This is a genomic window from Methylobacterium sp., assembly GCF_019750675.1.
Taxonomy (GTDB): Bacteria; Pseudomonadota; Alphaproteobacteria; order Rhizobiales; family Beijerinckiaceae; genus Methylobacterium.
Map to the genome: position 1 here is coordinate 1 of NZ_JAIEOF010000189.1, position 1,726 is coordinate 1,726.

Annotated in this window: 1 protein-coding gene; it reads right to left on the minus strand. The window is 69.1% G+C overall.

The features are described from left to right. Positions 1–160 precede the first annotated feature (160 nt). Positions 161–1,726, minus strand: a 1,566-nt coding sequence (gene aspS / locus K2X24_RS10280; RefSeq protein WP_292497521.1) for an aspartate--tRNA ligase, incomplete at its 5' end; no start/stop codon positions are given.

Below are 1,726 nucleotides of genomic sequence, written 5' to 3' on the forward strand. Positions count from 1 at the left end.
CCGGGACGTGCTCGGCCGCGAGGGCGCTCAGACAGGCCGGCAGGCGCTCGGCGCTGTCATGCGCCACGACGACGGCGATCACGCTCGGCATGGACGACTCGGACGGCCTCACCCCGGACGGCCCCGCCGCCCCGGTGCGGGGCCGCGGGGCCGGTCGGCCTCAGGCGCCCTTCTCGGGCAGGTTGAGACGGATGTGGAGCTCGCGCAGCTGCTTCGGCGTGGCCTCGGCCGGAGCCCCCATCATCAGGTCCTCGGCGCGCTGATTCATGGGGAACAGCACCACCTCGCGCAGGTTCTGCTCGCCGCAGAGCAGCATGACGATGCGATCGATGCCCGGCGCGATGCCACCGTGCGGGGGCGCGCCGAGCTTCAGGGCGTTGAGCATGCCGCCGAACTTCTCCTCCAGCACCGCGAGGCCGTAGCCGGCGATGCCGAAGGCCTTCTCCATCACGTCGGGGCGATGGTTGCGGATCGCGCCCGAGGACAGTTCGGTGCCGTTGCAGACGATGTCGTACTGGAACGCCTTGATGTTCAGGATGGTCTCGGCGTCCGCCGGGTCGAGGGCCAGGAACGCCTCGCGCTCGAAGTTCGGCATCGAGAACGGGTTGTGGGAGAAGTCGATCCGCTTCTCGTCCTCGTTCCACTCGTACATCGGGAAATCGGTGATCCAGCAGAACGCGTACTGGTCCTTGTCGGACAGGCCGAGTTCGTCGCCGATGCGGATGCGGGCCTTGCCGGCGAGGGCCGCCGCCTTGGCCTCGGTGCCGGCGGAGAAGAACACCGCGTCGCCGGCCTTGGTGCCGGTCTTTTCGCGGATGGCCGCCTGGACGTCGGCCGGAATGAACTTGGCGATCGGGCCCTTGCCCGTGATCGTGCCGCCGTCGTCCTCGAAGATGATGTAGCCGAGGCCCGGCGCGCCCTCGGCGCGGGCGAAGTCGTTGAGCTTGTCGAAGAACGAGCGCGGCTGGGTCGCCGCCCCCGTGGCCGGGATGGCCCGGACCACGCCGCCGGACGCGATCACGCCCTTGAACGCCTTGAACGCCACGTCCTCGCGGGCGAACTCGGCCGTCACGTCGGCGATGATCAGCGGGTTGCGCAGGTCCGGCTTGTCGACGCCGTACTTCAGCATCGCCTCGGCGTAGGGGATGCGTGGGAACGTGCCGGTGACGCGCTTGCCCTCGGCGAATTCCTCGAAGACCGAGCGCAGGACCGGCTCCACCGCCTGGAACACGTCCTCCTGCGTGACGAAGCTCATCTCGATGTCGAGCTGGTAGAACTCGCCCGGGGACCGGTCGGCGCGTGCGTCCTCGTCGCGGAAGCAGGGCGCGATCTGGAAGTAGCGGTCGAAGCCCGCGATCATGGTGAGCTGCTTGAACTGCTGGGGCGCCTGCGGCAGGGCGTAGAACTTGCCCGGGTGGACGCGGGAGGGGACGAGATAGTCCCGCGCGCCCTCCGGCGAGGAGGCGGTCAGGATCGGCGTCTGGAACTCGAAGAAGCCGCCCTCGCGCATGCGGCGGCGGAGCGAATCGATAATCGCGCCGCGCTTCATGATGTTGGCGTGCAGCTTCTCGCGGCGCAGGTCGAGGAAGCGGTACTTGAGCCGCGTCTCCTCCGGGTAGTCGAGGTCGCCGAAGACCGGCATCGGCAGCTCGCCCGCGGGGCCGAGCACCTCGAGGTCGTCGATGTAGACCTCCAGCGTACCGGTGGGCAGGTCGGGGTTCTCGGT